This is a genomic window from Variovorax sp. UMC13 (assembly GCF_014170375.1).
In the GTDB taxonomy this organism is placed as follows: Bacteria; Pseudomonadota; Gammaproteobacteria; order Burkholderiales; family Burkholderiaceae_C; genus Variovorax.
In genome coordinates this window covers 99494-113552 of record NZ_LZZW01000031.1, presented here as the reverse complement: position 1 = coordinate 113552, position 14059 = coordinate 99494, and the positions used below count along the sequence as shown (strand labels likewise).

The window sequence follows — 14059 nt, the reverse complement described above, 5'->3', positions numbered from 1 at the left end:
CCCTGCTTCAGGCCGGCTGGGGCTCGGCCATGCCCTGGTGGCGCAGCAGCGCGTCGAGCTGCGGTTCGCGGCCGCGGAAGGCCTTGAAGGACTCCATCGCGCTGCGGCTGCCGCCGGCCTCGAGGATGGCCTGGCGGTAGCGCCGGCCGGTCTCGATGTTGGGCTCGCCGCTGGCGCCCGCGGTCTCCTCGAAGGCCGCGTAGGCGTCGGCGCTCAGCACCTCGGCCCACTTGTAGCTGTAGTAGCCGGCCGCATAGCCGCCCGAGAAGATGTGGCTGAAGGTGTTGGGCGTGCGGCTGAAGGGCGGCGAGGGCATCACCGCCACCTCGGCGCGCACCTTGCCCAGCAGCGCCATCACCGCGCCCGGCGGGGCGGTGGCGGCCTGGTACTCGGTGTGCAGCAGCATGTCGAACAGCGAGAACTCGATCTGGCGCAGCGTCTGCATGCCGCTCTGGAAGTTCTTCGCGGCGGTCATCTTGTCGAACAGCGCGCGCGGCAGCGGCTCGCCGGTGTCGACATGGGCCGTCATGTGCGCGAGCACGTCCCATTCCCAGCAGAAGTTCTCCATGAACTGGCTCGGCAGCTCGACCGCGTCCCACTCGACGCCGCTGATGCCCGACACGTCGCGCTCGTTGACCTGCGTGAGCATGTGGTGCAGCCCGTGGCCGAATTCGTGGAACAGCGTGGTCACGTCGTCGTGCGTGAGCAGCGGCGGCTTGCCGTCGACGCCCTCGGCGAAGTTGCACACCAGCTGCGCCACGGGCGTCTGCAGCACGCCGGTGTCAGGGCGCAGCCAGCGGGCGCGCACGTCGTCCATCCAGGCGCCGCCGCGCTTGCCGGCACGGGCCGAGGGGTCGAGGTAGAACTGGCCGACCCGCTGGCCGTCGCGCTCGATGCGGTAGAACTCGACGGTCGGGTGCCAGACCGGCGCGGCGTCGCGGCGGATCGAGACCTCGAACAGCGTCTCGACGATCTTGAACAGGCCGGCCATCACCTTGGGCGCCGGGAAGTACTGCTTGACCTCCAGTTCGCTGAAGGCGTAGCGCGCTTCCTTGAGCTTCTCGCCCACGAAGGTCCAGTCCCAGGGCTGCGGATCGGCCAGGCCCAGGGTGGCGGCGAACACCCGCAGGTCGGCCAGGTCGCGTTCGCCGAAGGGCTTGGCGCGCGCGCCCAGGTCGCGCAGGAACTTCACCACCTGTTCGGGCGTGTCGGCCATCTTGGGCACCACCGACAGCTCGCCGTAGTTGCGGTAGCCCAGCAGCTTGGCCTCTTCCTCGCGCAGCGCCAGGATCTCGGTGATCAGCGCGGTGTTGTCGAAGGCCGGGTCGCCGAGTTCGCTGGCGCGGGTCACGTAGGCGCGGTAGAGCGTCTCGCGCAGCGCGCTGCTTTTCGCGAACTGCATGACCGGCAGGTAGCAGGGCATCTTGAGCGTGAGTTTGTAGCCGGGCTTGCTGTCGGCTTCGGCGCCCGCGCGGGCGGCCGCGATCACGTCCTCGGGCAGGCCGTCGAGCTCGCTGGCTTCGGCGTAGTAGGCGAAGGCGTCGGTCGCGTCGAGCGCGTTCTCGCTGAACTTCTGGCTCAGCTCGGCCTGGCGTTCCTGGATCGCGGCGAAGCGCTCCTTGGCCGCGCCCTGCAGCTCGGCACCGCCCAGCACGAAGTTGCGCACCGCGTTGCGATGGGCCTGCTTCTGCTCGGCGTTGAGCGTGGCGGTGTCGATGGCCTTGTACTTGGCGTAGAGGCGCTCATCGGAACCCAGCCGGGTCCAGAAGGCCGTGACGCGCGGCATGGCCTCGTTGTAGGCGGCGCGCAGCTCGGGCGTGTCGGCCACCGCGTTCAGATGGCCGATCGCGCCCCAGGCCCGGCTGAAGCGCTCCGACGACACGTCGAGCACCTTCGAGATCGCCAGCCAGTCGGCCGGGAAGCCGGCGGCGGTGACGGTCTGCAGCGCGGTCTCGGCGTCGGCCAGCAGGGCGTCGACCGCGGGCGCGACATGGGCCGGCCGGATCTGGTCGAACAACGGGAGATCGGTGAAGTCGAGGAGCGGATTGGTCATGGAGAGCATCTGGCGCCGGGCGCCGCAAGTTCAAGTCAGTGGGCGCTGCGTTCAGCGGCTTCTAAGGTGTTGACGAGCAGCATGGTGATGGTCATGGGGCCGACCCCGCCAGGCACCGGAGTGATGAAGCCCGCGACCTCGCGCACGCCGTCGAAATCGACGTCGCCGCAGAGCTTGCCTTCGTCGTTGCGGTTCATGCCCACGTCGATCACCACCGCGCCCGGCTTGACCATGTCGGCGGTCAGCACGTTGCGCTTGCCCACGGCCGCGACGATCACGTCGGCCTGGCGGGTCATGGCGCCGAGGTCGGGCGTGGCGCTGTGGCAGATGGTCACGGTCGCGTTCTTGGCCAGCAGCATCAGGGCCATCGGCTTGCCGACGATGTTGCTGCGGCCGATGACCACCGCGTGCTTGCCGCGCAGGTCGTAGCCGATGGATTCGAGCATCTTCATGCAGCCGTAGGGCGTGCAGGGCCAGAAGCCCGGGGCGCCGGTCATGAGCGCGCCAGCGCTGGCGACGTGGAAGCCGTCGACGTCCTTCTCGGGCGAGATGGCCTCGATCACCTTCTGCGCGTCGATGTGCTTGGGCAGCGGCAGCTGCACCAGGATGCCGTGGATGGCCGGGTCGTCGTTGAGCGCGTCGATGCGCGTGAGCAGCTCGGCCTCGCTCAGTTCGGCCGGGTACTTCTCGAGCACCGAGTGCAGGCCGTTGTCTTCGCAGGCCTTGATCTTGTTGCGCACATAGACCTGGCTGGCCGGGTTCTCGCCGACCAGGACCACGGCCAGGCCGGGCGTCACGCCACGGGCCTTGAGGGCCGCGGCGCGCGCGGCGACCTCGGTGCGCAGGGTGCGGGAGAGGGCGTTGCCGTCGATCAGTTGGGCAGTCATCGTGATTTGATTTTCCAAGTAGAAACGCCCGCTTGCGCAGGCGTCGGGGGACTTTGTGGCTATCTCGCCGATAGCGATCAGGAAGCCTTGGCGGTGGGCTGGGCCTGGCCGAGCGCGATCTTCAGCAGGTCGGCCACGGTGTTGGCGTTGAGTTTTTCCATGATGTTGGCGCGGTGCGCCTCGACCGTCTTGATGCTGATGCCGAGGTCGTCGGCGATCTGCTTGTTCAGCCGGCCGGCGACGATGCGCTCGAGCACCTGGGCCTCGCGGCCGGTGAGCTTGGACAGCAGCGCGTCGCGGCTGGCCGACTGCTGGTGCTGGGCGAAGGCGCCGCGCGCATGCTCGAGCATGCGTTCGACCAGCGAGACCAGCTCGTCTTCGTTGAAGGGCTTCTGGATGAAATCCATCGCGCCCTTCTTCATCGAGTCGACCGCCATCGGCACGTCGCCGTGGCCGGTGATGACCATGATCGGCAGCGGCGAGCGCCGTTCGATCAGGCGGTCCTGCAGCTCGATGCCCGACATGCCGCCCATGCGGATGTCCACGATCAGGCAGGCCACCTCGCGTGGGTCGTAGCGGGACAGGAATGACTCTGCGGAGTCGAAGCAGCGGACTCGGTAGTCCTTGCCTTCGAGCAACCATTGCAGCGAGTCACGCACGGCTTCGTCATCATCGACGACATAGACCGTGCCCTTCTTCGGAATCAAACTCATGCGGGTACCTTTGCCTCGTCGTTTGCTACGGAACTGCTAGCGTCCATCACCGGAATCCAGAAGGAAAAACGGCATCCGACCACGTCCGGACCATTGTAGATGTTCTCCGCCTGCATCCGGCCGCGATGCGACTCGACGATGGTGCGGCACAGGTTCAGGCCGATGCCCATGCCCTCGGGCTTGGTGGAGAAGAAGGCCTCGTAGAGGCGGTCCATGACCTCGGGCGCCAGGCCCATGCCGGTGTCCTGGACCGAGAATTCGATGGTGTTCTGGCCGTCGATGACCTTGGGCAGCACCCGCAATTCGACGCTGCGGCGCGCCAGCGGGCGCTGGGCCAGGTCGATCGATTCGGCCGCGTTCTTCAGCAGGTTGACCATCACCTGCTCGATCAGGATCGGGTCGACCCGCACGATCGGCAGCCGGGCCGCCACGTAGTGGTTGAGCCGCACGTTGCGCCGGCGCAGCTCGATGCCCGCGAGCTCGACCGCTTCGCTCACCATGGTGGCGACCTCGGCCGGCGTGCGGTTGGGCTCGCTGCGCTTCACGAAGGAGCGGATGCGCTGGATGATCTGGCCCGCGCGCTGGGCCTGCTTGGCGGTCTTCTCGAGCGCCGCCAGCAGCGCGTCGTTGTCAATCGACTGCCCCTTGATGCGCGACATCATGCCGTTGCAGTAGTTGGTGATCGCGGTCAGCGGCTGGTTGAGCTCGTGCGCGACGCTCGAGGCCATCTCGCCCATGGTGATCAGCCGGCTCGACGCATGCGCGCGATCGGCCTGTGCCGCCGCCTGCTCCTCGGCGTCGCGCCGGGGCGTGATGTCGGTGGCGATCACCAGCTGCGCCAGGCGGCCGTCGACCCAGGTCAGGTAGCGCGAGCGCACCTCGAGCCACTTGCCCAGCTCGGGCACGAAGATCTCGTTGTTGGCGGGCTGGGCCGTGGTGAGCGTGTCGATGGGCAGGCCGGCGAAGGGGTCGACGTCGTCCAGCTCCTCGTCGTGCGCTGCCGAGGCCGGCACGCCGGCCTGCGCCACCATGCCCAGGTGGCCCACGGTGTCGGAACCGAACCAGAGCCGGTAGAGCTTGTTGGCGAACAGCAGCTCCTCGCTCCCGATCGGCGCCACCGACACGGCCGCATCCAGCGCCTCGAGCACCGTGGTGAAGCGCTCGTAGGAGGCCGACAGCTGCTCGCGGATGCGGGTGGGCTCGGTGATGTCGGTCATCGAGGTCATCCAGCCGGTCTGGTGGCCGCGCGCGTCGATCAGCGGCGAGACGTAGAGCCGGGCGTTGAAGATGCTGCTGTTCTTGCGCTTGACCCGCACCTGGAAGCCGCCGGGCAGGGCGCGGCCGTGCAGCTCTTCCTCGAGCCGCTCGTTCATCACCTCGCGGTCGGACTCCAGCCAGTAGGGGAAGGGGGGCGTCTGGCCGACCAGTTCGGTCTCGCTCCAGCCGGTCATGGCGCAGAAGGCGGCGTTGACGTAGGTGATGCGGCCTTCGAGGTCGAGCACGCGCATGCCGGTCAGCATGGAGTTCTCCATCGCGCGCCGGAAATTGGTTTCGGCGACCAGCGCCTGCTGCGCCTGCAGCCGCTTGCGCGTGTGGCGCCAGGTGCCGATCAGCATCCAGGCCGTGAGCACGCTGAGCGCGCCCACCAGCCAGAACAGGCCGTTGCCCACCAGGCCGGGCGAGGTCCGGTAGGCCTGGGCGCGCAGCATCATGGCGTTGCCGATGGGCGAGACCGGCACTTCGTAGTCGTTGGTGTGCTCGATCCAGGGCAGCAGCCGGGTGCCGGCCTCGCGCGGGTTGACCGTGTTGCCGGCCAGCAGCCCGCCCTTGGCGTCGAGCAGCGCCACCGCGTAGCGCGCGCTGACCTCCGGCGGCACGCCGTAGCGCAGCAGGCTGTCAACCGAGAACTCGCCCAGCACCATGCCGGCGAACAAGCCCTGGTCGAACAGGGGGATATGCAGCTGCAGCATGCCGGGCGGCTCGCCACCGGCCACCGGTTGCGAGAACACCGGCTGGCGCAGTTCGCGGGCCAGCGCGTAGTTGCTTTCGATGTCGCCCGGCCGCAGCACTTCTTCCAGCGCATGCTGCTGGGCCGGTGGCACGCCGGGGGCCGCGTAATTGGCCTTGAAGCGCCGGCGGTCATCGATCCAGCTGATGGCCTGCAACTCGGGATACTGGCTGATCAGGGACTCGGCGCGGCTGGTGAATTCGGCCGCGTCGATCTCGCGGTTCGAGGCATCGCGCGCGATGCGCATCAGCTGTTCCTGGCGTTCGAGCAGGCGCAGCCGCAGGCGCTGCTGGGCGTACTCGACGTCGCGCTTGACCGATTCCTGCTCGCGCTCGATCTCCTCGGCGCGCAGGTACCAGAAGGCACAGACGATGGCCGCGAGGAACAGCATCACGGCCGCCAGGGGGGCGAGCATCGCCACGGTGTCCTGCAGCACCGGCGTCTGGCGCTTCCACCAACGCCGCCACCAGGAAAGGGGCGACGATTTGACGGCGCTGCGAGCGGCGGCGAGCGGACTGAAGAAAGGCATCTCTCGAGTGTAGGGGAACCCCTAGTGAGAGCGATGCGGTGGGTTCATCAAAAGCGTTCAGACTGACAGCGGCGTGCCGCCCGGCGCGATCCCCGTGAACACAAGTTATTTCACATTAAGAAAAGACAAAACACCATTTGAAATTTGACCTGTTCTGTGCGACATTTCCGCCCAGTTTCAGATCCACAGCCACGCCCACAAGGAGACAAGCATGTCGGCAACCCCCGAGAGAGCATTCGGCTCGGCCGCGAACGACGCGGATGCGCAGGAAACCCGTGAATGGATGGACGCGCTGTCCGCCGTCATCCAGAGCGAGGGCCCCGAACGGGCGCACTTCCTGCTCGAACAGCTGCTCGAGCATGCGCGGCAGAACAGCATCGACAAGCCCTTCTCGGCCAACACCGCCTACGTCAACACGCTCGAGACCGACCAGGAAGAGCGCTCGCCGGGCAATGCCGAGATCGAGGAGCGCCTGCGCTCCTACATGCGCTGGAACGCGATGGCGATGGTGGTCAAGGCCAACCGCCTGCACCCGGCCGACGGCGGCGACCTGGGCGGCCACATCGGCTCCTTCGCCTCGCTCGCGACCATGTTCGGCGCCGGCTTCAACCACTTCTGGCGCGCCGAGAGCGAAGGCCATGGCGGCGACTGCCTCTACATCCAGGGCCACGTGTCGCCCGGCATCTACGCGCGCGCCTTCCTCGAGGGCCGGCTGAGCGAAGAGCAGTTGCTGAACTTCCGCCAGGAAGTCGACGGCAAGGGCCTGTCGAGCTACCCGCATCCCAAGCTGATGCCCGAGTTCTGGCAGTTCCCGACCGTGTCGATGGGCCTGGGCCCGCTGATGGCGATCTACCAGGCGCGCTTCCTCAAGTACCTGCATGCCCGCGGCATCGCCAACACCGAGAACCGCAAGGTCTGGGTGTTCTGCGGCGACGGCGAGATGGACGAGGTCGAGTCGCTGGGCGCCATCGGCCTGGCCGCGCGCGAGAACCTCGACAACCTGATCTTCGTCATCAACTGCAACCTGCAGCGCCTCGACGGCCCGGTGCGCGGCAACGGCAAGATCATCCAGGAACTGGAAAGCGAATTCCGCGGTGCCGGCTGGAACGTGCTCAAGCTGATCTGGGGTTCCAACTGGGACCCCCTGCTGGCGCGCGACAAGGACGGCGCGCTGCGCAAGCTGATGATGGAAACGAACGACGGCGATTACCAGTCGTTCAAGGCCAACGACGGCGCCTACGTGCGCAAGAACTTCTTCGGCCGTGACCCGCGCACGCTGGAGATGGTCAGCAAGATGAGCGACGACGACATCTGGCAGCTGCGCCGCGGCGGCCACGATGCGCAGAAGGTCTTCGCGGCCTTCGACTCGGCCGTCAAGCACAAGGGCCAGCCCACGGTGCTGCTGGTGAAGACCGTCAAGGGCTTCGGCATGGGCAAGATCGGCGAAGGCAAGAACAACGTCCACCAGACCAAGAAGCTGGCGGACGAGGACATCAAGCTCTTCCGCGACCGCTTCAACATCCCGATCCCGGACAGCCAGCTGGCCGAGATCCCCTTCTACAAGCCGGCCGACGACACGCCGGAAATGCAGTACCTGCACGAGCGCCGCAAGGCGCTGGGCGGCTACCTGCCGCACCGCCGCGTGAAGGCCGACGAGAGCTTCACCGTGCCCGCGCTCGAAACCTTCAAGGCCGTGCTCGAGCCCACGGCCGAGGGCCGCGAGATCTCGACCACGCAAGCCTACGTGCGCTTCCTCACGCAGCTGCTGCGCGACCAGGCGCTGGGCCCGCGCGTGGTGCCGATCCTGGTCGACGAAGCCCGGACCTTCGGCATGGAAGGTCTGTTCCGCCAGATCGGCATCTACAACCCGCACGGTCAGCAGTACACCCCGGTCGACAAGGACCAGGTCATGTACTACAAGGAAGACAAGGCCGGCCAGATCCTGCAGGAAGGCATCAACGAGGCCGGCGGCATGTCGAGCTGGATCGCGGCCGCCACCTCGTACTCGACGAACAACCGCATCATGGTGCCGTTCTACGTCTACTACTCGATGTTCGGCTTCCAGCGCATCGGCGACCTGGCCTGGGCGGCCGGCGACATGCAGGCCCGCGGCTTCCTGCTGGGCGGCACCTCGGGGCGCACCACGCTCAACGGTGAAGGCCTGCAGCACGAAGACGGTCACAGCCACATCCTGGCCAACACAATTCCGAACTGCGTGAGCTACGACCCGACCTTCGCGCACGAAGTCGGTGTGATCCTGCACCATGGCCTGAAGCGCATGGTCGAGAAGCAGGACAACGTCTACTACTACCTGACGCTGCTCAACGAGAACTACGCGATGCCCGGCCTGCAGCCCGGCACCGAGGAGCAGATCCTCAAGGGCATGTACCTGAGCAAGCAGGCGCCGGTCGTGAAGCCCGCCAAGGGCAGCAAGGAAGCGCCGAGCGTGCAGCTGCTGGGCAGCGGCACCATCCTGCGCGAGAGCTTCGCGGCACAGGAACTGCTGGAGAAGGACTGGGGTGTGAGCGCGGGCGTCTGGAGCTGCCCGAGCTTCAACGAACTCACGCGCGACGGCCAGGACGCCGAGCGCTGGAACCTGCTGCACCCGACCGAGGAACAGCGCGTGTCCTTCGTGGGCCAGCAGCTGGCCGCGAGCACCGGCCCGGTGGTGGCATCGACCGACTACATGAAGGCCTATGCCGAGCAGATCCGCCCCTTCATCCCGAAGAGCCGGACCTACAAGGTGTTGGGCACCGACGGCTTCGGCCGCAGCGACTTCCGCAGCAAGCTGCGCGAGCACTTCGAGATCAACCGCCACTTCATCGTGGTGGCTGCGCTCAAGGCCCTGGCCGAGGACGGCGTGCTGCCCGCGACCAAGGTCGCCGAGGCGATCAAGAAGTACGGCATCGATGCCGACAAGGCCAACCCGCTCTACGCGTAAACCAACCCGAACAACCGACGCGCCCGACGGGCGGGAGACAACGATATGGCAGCAGTGGATGTGAAAGTGCCGGACATCGGCGATTTCGATGAAGTCGCGGTGATCGAGGTGCTGGTGAAAGTGGGCGACACGGTGAAAGCCGAGCAGTCGCTGATCACGGTGGAATCGGACAAGGCCTCGATGGAGATTCCGTCGTCGACGGCCGGTGTCGTCAAGGAGATCAAGGTCGCGGTGGGCGACAAGGTCAAGGAAGGCTCGGTCGTGCTGGTGGTGGAAGCCGAAGGCGCGGGCGAGGCCGCGGCGCCGGCCCCGGCCCCGGCGGCCGCGGCACCTGCCCCTGCGGCGGCGGCCCCCGCGCCGGCCGCCGCACCGGCGCCCGCCGCATCGGCCGGCCCGGTCGACGTCAAGGTGCCCGACATCGGCGACTTCAAGGACGTCTCGGTGATCGAGCTGCTGGTCAAGCCCGGCGACACGATCGCGGCCGACCAGTCGCTGATCACGGTGGAATCGGACAAGGCCTCGATGGAGATCCCGTCGTCGGCCGCCGGCGTGCTCAAGGAGCTCAAGGTCAAGATCGGCGACGTCGTGAACATCGGCGACCTGATCGCGGTGCTCGAAGGCGCGGCTGGCGCGGCACCGGCACCCGCGCCGGCGGCCGCTCCTGCGCCCGCAGCCGCTGCGGCAGCACCCGCCGCGGCCACGGCTTCGGCCCCCGCGCCGGCGGCTTCGGGCCCTGCGCCGGCGGCGCACAACCCGACCACGGCCCCCACTGGCAGCCTGCCGCACGCCTCGCCCTCGATCCGCAAGTTCGCGCGCGAGCTGGGCGTGCCGCTGGAAGAGGTCAAGGGTTCGGGCCCGAAGGGCCGGATCACGCAGGAAGACATCCAGGCCTTCACCAAGGCCGTGATGAGCGGCGCGGCCAGCACCAAGGCGTCGGCGGCCAAGGCCCCGGCCGGTGGTGGCGGCGACGGCGCGGCGCTGGGCCTGATCCCCTGGCCCAAGGTCGACTTCACCAAGTTCGGCACGGTCGAACGCAAGGAGCTGTCGCGCATCAAGAAGCTCAGCGGCGCGAACCTGCACCGCAACTGGGTGATGATCCCGCACGTCACCAACAACGACGAGGCCGACATCACCGCGCTGGAAGCCTTCCGCGTGGCGACCAACAAGGAGAACGAGAAGTCGGGCGTGAAGGTCACGATGCTGGCCTTCGTGATCAAGGCGGTGGTCTCGGCGCTGAAGAAATTCCCCGAGTTCAACGCCAGCCTCGATGGCGACACCCTGGTCTACAAGCAGTACTACAACGTCGGCTTCGCGGCCGACACGCCCAACGGGCTGGTGGTGCCGGTGCTCAAGGATGCCGACAAGAAGGGCATCCTGCAGATCAGCCAGGAGATGGGCGAACTCGCCAAGAAGGCGCGCGACGGCAAGCTCGGCGGCGCCGACATGCAGGGCGGCTGCTTCTCGATCAGCTCGCTCGGCGGCATCGGCGGCACGCACTTCACGCCCATCATCAACGCGCCCGAAGTCGCGATCCTGGGCCTGTCGAAGAGCGCGATGAAGCCGGTGTGGGACGGCAAGCAGTTCGTGCCGCAGCTCACGCTGCCGCTGTCGCTGTCGTACGACCACCGCGTGATCGATGGCGCCTCGGCTGCGCGCTTCAATGCGTACCTCGGCCAGGTCCTGGCGGACTTCCGCCGCGTGCTGCTCTGAGAACAAGGAACCCGAGATGAGTGAACAACAGATCAAGGTTCCGGACATCGGCGACTTCGACGAGGTCGCGGTGATCGAGGTGCTGGTGAAGGTGGGCGACACGGTCAAGGCCGAGCAGTCGCTGATCACCGTGGAGTCGGACAAGGCCTCGATGGAGATCCCGTCCTCGGCCGCGGGCACGGTGAAGGCCGTGGCCGTGAAGATCGGCGACAAGGTCAAGCAGGGCTCGGTGGTGCTGACGCTGGAGGTGGCGGAAGGTGCCGCGGCGGCACCTGCGGCTGCGCCCGCGCCGGCCGCCGCTGCGCCTGCGAAGGCTGCCGAGCCCCCACCCCAACCCTCCCCCAGCGGGGCAGGGAGCAAGCCCATGCCGGTGTCGAACTTCGGCGGCCAGGTCGATGTCGAGTGCGACGTGGTCGTGCTCGGTGCCGGCCCCGGCGGCTACTCCGCCGCCTTCCGCGCGGCCGACCTCGGCCTCAAGGTGGTGCTGATCGAGCGCTACGCCACCTTGGGCGGCGTCTGCCTCAACGTGGGCTGCATCCCGTCGAAGGCGCTGCTGCACGTGGCCTCGGTGATGGACGAGGTCAAGCACTTCGCCGACCTGGGCGTGGATTTCGGCGCGCCGACCATCGACCGCGCCAAGCTGCTGGGCCACAAGAACAAGGTGGTGGGCAAGCTCACCGGCGGCCTCACGGCCATGGCCAAGATGCGCAAGGTGACGGTGGTGCGCGGCGTGGGCAGCTTCATCGACGCCAACCACCTCGAGGTCGACGAGACCTCGGGCACGGGCTGGGACACCAGCGGCAAGAAGCAGGTCGTGAAGTTCCGCAACGCGATCATCGCGGCCGGTTCGCAGTCCGTGAGCCTGCCCTTCATGCCCAAGGACGACCCGCGCATCGTGGACTCGACCGGCGCGCTGGAGATGGGCATCGAGCCCAAGCGCATGCTGATCCTGGGCGGCGGCATCATCGGCCTGGAGATGGGCACGGTGTATTCGTCGCTGGGCGCGCGCCTGGACGTGGTCGAGATGCTCGACGGCCTGATGCAGGGCGCCGACCGCGACCTGGTCAAGGTCTGGCAGAAGATGAACGCGCCGCGCTTCGACAACATCATGCTGAAGACCAAGACCGTGGGCGCCGAGGCGACCAAGGACGGCATCAAGGTCACCTTCGAAGGCGAGAACGCGCCCAAGGAGCCGCAGCTGTACGACCTGGTGCTGCAGGCCGTGGGCCGCAGCCCCAACGGCAAGAAGATCGGTGCCGAGAAGGCCGGCGTGACCGTGACCGACCGCGGCTTCATCCCGGTCGACATCCAGATGCGCACCAACGTGCCCAACATCTTCGCCATCGGCGACATCGTGGGTCAGCCCATGCTGGCGCACAAGGCGGTGCACGAGGCGCATGTGGCGGCCGAGGTCATCGCGGGCGAGCAGAAGGGCGACAAGGAGCTCTCGAGCGCGGCCTTCAACGCCCGCGTGATCCCCAGCGTGGCCTACACCGATCCCGAGGTGGCCTGGGTCGGCCTCACCGAGGACCAGGCCAAGGCCGAAGGCATCAAGGTCAAGAAGGGCCACTTCCCGTGGAGCGCTTCGGGGCGGGCGATCGCCAACGGCCGCGACGAGGGCTTCACCAAGCTGCTGTTCGACGCCGAGACCCATCGCATCCTGGGTGGCGGCATCGTCGGCACCCACGCGGGCGACATGCTGGGCGAGATCGCGCTGGCCATCGAGATGGGCGCCGACGAGATCGACATCGGCAAGACCATCCACCCGCACCCCACGCTGGGCGAAAGCATCGGCATGGCGGCGGAAGTCGCGCACGGCACCTGCACCGACCTGCCGCCGGCCAAGCGCTGAGCGGCGCGCCCGGCCTGCACGAAGAATCCCGCCGCCGGCGGGATTTTTTCTGGGTGCGCGGGCGATACCATCGAGCGAGCGCTCCTGCTCCGTCGCGATGAACGCCATCGCCCCTCCACGCCATCCGCCGCGGCCCGCCCGCGCCATCGAGGTTCGTATCCAAGCCCTGCTCGACACCATCGCCCGCATGGAGCGGCCCACCGACGCCGCCCGCATCTTCCACGGGCGCGGCGGCCTGCACCCGGGCTGCGAAGACTGGGCGCTCGACGCCTTTGCGCCCGTGCTGCTGCTGACCTGCTTCCGGCCCGTCGGCGACGCGGAACTGATCACCGTCGGCGAGGCGCTGGCCGCGCGCTGGCGGCAGTTCGATGCCGGCCCCCTGAACTGGGTCCTGCAGACGCGCGAAGGGGGCGGGCAGACCGAGACGCGGCTGATGGCCGGCGAAGTGCCCGAGGTGCATGAAGTGGCGGAGCAGGGCACGCGCTACCGCGTCCACCTGCTGCAGGGGCAGAACCACGGCCTGTTCCTGGACATGGCCGCCGGCCGCCAGTGGACGCGCGCGCATGTCGCGCAGCGCGCGGCCGCCAACGCCACGGCACGCGCGGCGGGCGGCTGGGCGCCGGGCCTGAAGGTGCTCAATCTCTTCGCCTACACCTGCGCCTTTTCGGTGGTCGCGCTGCAGGCCGGCGCGGACCAGGTGCTGAACATGGACATGAGCAGCCGCGCGCTGGCCGTCGGCCAGCAGAACCACCGGCTCAATGGCGTGTTGAAGGGGGCGAGCTTCCTGGGCCACGACATCTTCAAGAGCTGGGGCCGCATCGGCCGCGCCGGGCCCTACGACCTGGTGATCGTCGATCCGCCGAGCTACCAGAAGGGCAGCTTCGTCGCCACCAAGGACTACGCCCGGCTGCTGCGGCGGCTGCCGGAGCTGCTCGCGCCCGAGGGCCGTGTGCTGCTGTGCCTCAACGCGCCGGAACTGGGGCCGGACTTCCTGCAGGCGCAGGTGGCGGCCTCGGCGCCGTCGCTGGCCTTCGTCGAGCGGCTGGCCAATCCCCCGGCGTTCGCCGATGCGGCGCCCGATCGGGCGCTCAAGGTGCTGCTCTACCGCGCGGGCTGAGGCCGTTGCCCCATGAAAAATGTCCGCTGTCAAGTCTTTGATGTAGACGGACAGTTCCGTAAAAGGTCTTATGGAATAACAGGTTAGTCCATATTTTGGTCGCTACGCATCCTTGCTGATTTGCGAGCTAGGTGCCACATAGGCGCTTTGCAGTGGCAAACGTAAGGATGTCTCAGCGAGCAAAGTCGCATCATCAAAGTTTCGGTCTATCACCATCTTCCTACAGAAGGCAGTTCGAGAAGGGCGTTT

General features: G+C 67.7%; 8 protein-coding genes. 4 read left to right on the top strand and 4 right to left on the bottom strand.

Annotated elements, in window-relative coordinates; translation table 11 throughout:
- Positions 1–7: 7 nt before the first annotated feature.
- From A9977_RS25505 to A9977_RS25490, 4 genes are all read right to left on the bottom strand, one after another.
- The gene (locus A9977_RS25505; protein ID WP_405054705.1) at positions 8–2062 is read right to left on the bottom strand and encodes a M3 family metallopeptidase; all 2055 of its coding nucleotides are present in this window, start codon (positions 2060–2062) and stop codon (positions 8–10) included.
- 26 nt (positions 2063–2088) lie between these two features.
- Complete coding sequence (folD, locus tag A9977_RS25500; protein WP_183027592.1) at positions 2089–2940, bottom strand: bifunctional methylenetetrahydrofolate dehydrogenase/methenyltetrahydrofolate cyclohydrolase FolD; 852 nt, start codon at positions 2938–2940, stop codon at positions 2089–2091.
- A 77-nt stretch (positions 2941–3017) separates the two neighbouring features.
- Positions 3018–3653, bottom strand: a complete 636-nt coding sequence (locus tag A9977_RS25495; RefSeq protein ID WP_183027591.1) for a response regulator transcription factor — start codon at positions 3651–3653, stop codon at positions 3018–3020.
- On the bottom strand, positions 3650–6190 hold the full coding sequence (locus A9977_RS25490; protein WP_183027590.1) for a PAS domain S-box protein: 2541 nt from the start codon (positions 6188–6190) through the stop codon (positions 3650–3652). Before A9977_RS25490 ends, A9977_RS25495 begins: the two co-directional genes overlap by 4 nt.
- 211 nt (positions 6191–6401) lie before the next feature.
- Between A9977_RS25490 and aceE the strand changes: the two genes are divergently transcribed.
- The 4 genes from aceE to A9977_RS25470 all read left to right on the top strand — a co-directional run bounded on the left by aceE (position 6402) and on the right by A9977_RS25470 (position 13810).
- A complete protein-coding gene (gene aceE, locus A9977_RS25485; protein WP_183027589.1) occupies positions 6402–9131 on the top strand; it encodes a pyruvate dehydrogenase (acetyl-transferring), homodimeric type in 2730 nt (909 codons plus the stop codon).
- Between the two features lie 45 nt (positions 9132–9176).
- Positions 9177–10841, top strand: a complete 1665-nt coding sequence (gene aceF / locus A9977_RS25480) for a dihydrolipoyllysine-residue acetyltransferase (RefSeq protein WP_183027588.1) — start codon at positions 9177–9179, stop codon at positions 10839–10841.
- Between the two features lie 16 nt (positions 10842–10857).
- Positions 10858–12693, top strand: coding sequence for a dihydrolipoyl dehydrogenase (gene lpdA / locus A9977_RS25475; protein ID WP_183027587.1), 1836 nt, complete (start codon positions 10858–10860; stop codon positions 12691–12693).
- A 157-nt stretch (positions 12694–12850) separates the two neighbouring features.
- On the top strand, positions 12851–13810 hold the full coding sequence (locus tag A9977_RS25470) for a class I SAM-dependent methyltransferase (protein WP_183027934.1): 960 nt from the start codon (positions 12851–12853) through the stop codon (positions 13808–13810).
- The last annotated feature ends 249 nt before the right edge of the window (positions 13811–14059 follow it).